The organism is Bifidobacterium sp. (assembly GCF_051876855.1).
GTDB lineage: Bacteria > Actinomycetota > Actinomycetes > Actinomycetales > Bifidobacteriaceae > Bifidobacterium.
Genome location: NZ_JBJEIH010000075.1, coordinates 1 through 5,102 on the forward strand (window position 1 = coordinate 1; position 5,102 = coordinate 5,102).

2 protein-coding genes are annotated in these 5,102 nt (G+C 62.2%); both read left to right on the forward strand.

Annotated features, from left to right (window positions below; genetic code table 11):
• Window positions 1–371: hypothetical protein (locus tag ACI38B_RS04860; RefSeq protein WP_439729765.1), on the forward strand; the 371-nt coding region annotated here is incomplete at its 5' end.
• Between the two features lie 32 nt (window positions 372–403).
• Complete coding sequence (locus tag ACI38B_RS04865; RefSeq protein WP_439729766.1) at window positions 404–5,095, forward strand: InlB B-repeat-containing protein; 4,692 nt, start codon at window positions 404–406, stop codon at window positions 5,093–5,095.
• Window positions 5,096–5,102: the final 7 nt, after the last annotated feature.

The following is a 5,102-nucleotide window of genomic DNA, read 5'->3' on the forward strand; positions in this document are numbered from 1 at the left end:
AGGTGAAGGATGACGGGACCATCGATGCGCCGACCGCAGGGGCCGACGGCGTGGTGCTGATCAGTGATCTGAAATCCACTGTCCCGCCGGTTATTCCTCCGGTGACGCCGCCGATTACCCCGCCGGTGACCCCGCCGACCACACCGCCGTCGACCCCGCCGACGACTACTCCGCCGACGCCAGGAACGACAACCACGTCAACGCAACGTCAGGAACAGCGGCTCGCACAGACCGGTACCGCGATCATCCTGACTGTGGTGTCCGCCGCCCTGCTGGCAATGTGCGGCACCATGCTCATGGTTCTGCGTCGGCGTCGTGAGGGCGATGCGACGAGACACGGTCACGCGCAAACTTCGAGGAGGCAAGCATGAACGCCTACGGACAATCACCGCGACATGGTAATATGTCGGCGCTCCGGCGCCTGTGGATGCGCCAGTGGCATACGGTGGCAAGAGGAGCGGTCGCCGTGGCGGCCTGTGCAGCGTTGACCGCGGTCGGCCTGGTGGGGCAGCCCACCATCGCCGCCGCCAACGCGGCCTCGACCCCCAAGACGGCCCCGCAAAGCGATGTCACCGTCGTCGCGTTCCAGCAGTCGTGGAACACCATCGCCAAGGAGTGCACGGAAACCTACGGGCCTGAAGGTGTGGGATATATCCAGGTCTCCCCGCCTGAGGAATCCATCCAAGGCACACAATGGTGGACCGCCTACCAACCGGTCAGCTACCGTCTCGACTCCAAGTTCGGAACCGAAGCCGAATTCAAGTCGATGATCCAGCAGTGCAATGCGGCCGGCGTCAGCATCGCTGCCGATGCGGTGCTCAACCATACGACCGGCGCCGACGTGGCTCTGGTCAACGACCAGCAGGGCGTTGCCGGATCCGACTACAACGGCAGCTACGGGCGCTATCCGGCCATGGGTGACGGCCTGTACCGTTACAAGGAAAACGGCAACGGCCACCAATACGGCTTGACAACCGACGACTTCCACAACTGCACCGATACCATCGCCGATTACACCAACGCCGACCAGGTGCGCAACTGCCGCCTGTCGACCATGTGGGATCTCAACACTGGTTCGGAGCATGTCCAGGACGTCCAGGCGGATTATCTCGCCCGGCTTTGGCAGGATGGCGTGCGCGCGTACCGTATCGATTCCGCCAAGCATATCGACCCGGCGGATCTGGCTGCAATCAAGGCGAAACTGGCCAAGAAGATCGGTGTCGCCGCCGCGGACATCCCTTGGGTACAGGAAGTCATCTACCACGAAGGCGAAGCCGACGCGCTGAACCCGAAGAATTACTTGCGCAACGGCAAGGTCATAGAATTCAGCTACGCCTACCAGCTCAAGCAGGATTTCGCCAGCTCGGTGACCAAGCTGAAGAACATCTCGAGAGGCCTCACGCCATCGCCAAGCGCCAACGTATTTGTCAGCAACTGGGATACAGAACGTTCGGACGAAACACTTACTCCCGCCTCGGGCGCACGATACGAGCTTGCGAACGCGTTCCTGCTCGCCAACGACTACGGCTCACCGAAACTCATGTCCTCCTACTGGTACAGCAGTGACACCGCAGCCGGACCATCCGGCGCGACTGACACAAGGGTACCGGATGTCGATATGAACACCGCGTGCAAGGCGGCCACAGGCAATGCCTCCGACCGCTGGCAGGACGGGCAGTGGCTGTGCCAGCAACGCTGGACGTCGGTACGTGGCATGATCGGCTTCCATAACGCGGTCCAGGGCACAAGCGTGGCCAACTGGCAGAACGACGGCGACAACAATATCGGTTTCGCCCGTCGTTCCAACGGCCAGGACCAGGGCTTCTTCGCGATCAACAACACCTTGCAAGCGCATCATGTCAACTACAGCACGAATCTGCCGGACGGTGAATACTGCAACGTGTATGCTTCGCGGGATTGCTCCGTTCGAGTCACAGTAAAGGGCGGCAAGCTCGACACGACCATTGGCGCCCGCAACGCGGTCGCCATCTACGCCGGTGCGACGCCATCCACCTGGGTGAACAGCTCCACGGGCGCGACGGATGCCTCCGACCCCGGATATCAAGACACTGCGGACGGGTCGAAGGTCGCTGACCGTTCGCTCACCGTCTATTACCAGGCGGACAAGAACTGGGACAACGTCAACCTGTACTACTCGCTTGGCGGTTCCGACGCTACAAAGACCTTGGCTATGCGCCAGGTCTCCGGCCATGACGGCTGGTACAGCGCGACCATCGCCGATGCCGGATTGAGCGGCGTGTCCTTCCACTTCGGTAACGGATCCGGTGCATATGACTGGCTCAACGGCAAAGAAGGAACGTCTTATCAGGCCGAGGTAGGCACGACCGTCATCGCCGTCCAAGGACACCAGTCGAGCCTTGGGATGCCTTTCGCAACGAAGGGCGAGAACAAGACCCGCTTCACATTGCACGTCTCCGCTGATATCAACGCGACGCACGCCGAAATTTGGGGAACGGACAAAACCGGCAAGGCGCTGGCCAAAAAGAGCTACGAGTTCACCGGAACCGATTCCTTCGGCAACGTGCTCTCCCATGAATTCGCCGGCGACTACGCGGCCTTCAGCTTCCGCCTGACTGATGATTCAGGCGCAACTGTCATCGGAGGCGACTATTCGGCTGCGGCGCTCGACCATGTCAGCGGTGCCGTCGAAGCATGGGTGGATTCCAACGACCCGTCCAAGGCGTTCACCAGTTCACCTGCGCAACGTGCGGCAACCACGATCCCCACGGCCAACGACCAGAAGAACCCCAAGAACCTGCACGTGATCATCCACTACCAGCGCGCGGACGGGCAGTACCAGCAGTACGACCTGGACGATGACACATGGCAGGGCTGGGACGTGTGGTCCTGGCAGTACAACTCGGCAGGCAGTTCGTACCCGTTCACCGACCATGATGATTTCGGTGAAATCGCGTCCTTCGACCTGAACTCCACGAGCGGCGTGCGTAACGTCGAATTCCTGTTGCGCAAGGGCGGCAGCGCCTGGCTTGCCAAGGATCCGGACAACTCCCCGGATCGTGAGATTCCCGAATCCCTGCTCAGCGTCGCCGACAGTGAGAACGGAACCGCGGAATTCTGGGTTGTCAGCGGCGACCCGACCTTGTATGCCTATCGTCCGACCACGCATCTGGTCACCTTCGATGGCAACGGGGGAGAGCCCACGACCCGCGTATCAGTGGCGGATCGGGCATCGCAGGGGACCACCGGCATCGCCGTGCCATCGGCACCCACCAGAACAGGCTACGTGTTCAGCAAGTGGACCTCCGACAAGGCCGGCAAGCAAGCCTATGACTTCGGCACGCCGGTCACCGACGATATGACCTTGTACGCGCAGTGGGATCCCGCATATACCGTCAGTTTCGACAACGACGGATACGATTACCAGCCGTACACCGTGCAGCAGGGTGACACCGCCACCAAGCCTGAGCAGGACCCGACGCGTGAAGGATACGTCTTCGACGGCTGGTATGCGGACGCGGGACGGACTACACCGTTCGACTTCACCAAACCGTTGACTTCGGACATCACCCTGTATGCGGGCTGGAAGAGCACGAACCATACGGTGACCTTCGATTCGCAAGGCGGCAGCCCTGTCGCGCCGCAGACCGTAGTCGAAGGCAAAGCGACAACGGCACCGGCCGAACCGACACGCAGTGGATACACCTTCGGCGGATGGTTCACCGATTCGCAGTGCTCGCAATCCTACAACTTCGCGGCCCCGGTCACCGGTGACTTCACCCTGTACGCCCTGTGGGTGGACAACGCGAGCTTGCCACACAGCGTGACCTTCCACGCGAACGACGGCACCCAGAACACCAGCTGGATCAGGGTGCCCGCAGGCTCGACGGTACAGGCCCCGAACCCCGGCCCGACCCGTCAAGACTACCGGTTCACTTTCTGGTCGCTCGATGCTGCAGGCACTCAACCCTACGATTTCAGCACACCGGTGAACACCGACCTTGACCTGTACGCGCAATGGGCCGGCATGCATACGGTCAGCTTCGACACCGGCACTGATGCGAGCATCGACCCGCAACAGGTGGCTGACGGTGCAACCGCCGCCCGTCCGGCGGATCCGACGCGTGACGGATACACCTTCACCGGCTGGTCGACTGATAAGACCGGCAAGAACGCGTTCGACTTCAACACGCCGGTCACATCGGATTTGACACTGGTCGCGCAGTGGGCCGCAAAGCAGCAGACTGTGACGTACGATGCGCAAGGTGGTTCTGCGGTGGCAGACCAGCAGGTGGCCTATGGCTCGCCTGCCGCCCGCCCCGGCGAACCGACGCGTGACGGGTACGTGTTCGAAGGCTGGAGCACGCAGGCCGACGATCCCGATGGATCGCATATCTACGATTTCAACGCTCCGGTCACCGGTGATGTCACCTTGTATGCGCTGTGGGCGCCGCAGGAGGCATCCGTGGCGGCCAGCAAGGTGGAAATCGTCATGCATGTCTATGATGACGTGACCTACCGCGAGCATGTGCGCAACGGGCGCAAGGCCGTCAAACCGGTGGATCCGATCCGTTCCGGGTACACGTTCACCGGCTGGACGACCGACAAGGCCGGCAAGAAGCCGTACGACTTCACGGCACCGGTCGCAGCGCCGCTGAGCTTGTACGCCCAATGGTCCAAGAACCCGGATTCCGGCTCGTCATCGGACAATAGCGGTGAAACGGGCGGCAAGACAGATGGCAGCGCCACGAACGGCGGTGCCACGAACGGCGGTGCCACGAACGGCTCCGGATCTGACTCGGGGCAGACCAATGGCAACGGATCCGGTTCAACAGGAACCACATCAGGCGGCGCAAACTCCGCAGGCACCGCTCCAAGCGCCTCCGGTGTGACCGCTGGCGGTTCGGTGAATCTGGCTCCGTCCTCTGGTACCGGTACGCAGGGTGGCAACCAGACGACTGGGCCTGCGTCGGCAGGCGGCAAGCTCGCCAAGACCGGTGCCGGTGTGACCGCCGTACTGGCGGCGGCACTGGTATTCGCCGGGCTCGGTACCATGCTGCGCGCTGACAAGGCGAAGCATCGTCGGCCCGCAGGTGGACGCCATACCCGCCACTGATTGGCCG

What these genes read in the sequence shown, in the direction of transcription:
- ACI38B_RS04865 (WP_439729766.1), top strand. Translation starts at nt 404, where the DNA reads ATGTCGGCGCTCCGGCGCCTGTGGATGCGCCAGTGGCATACGGTGGCA.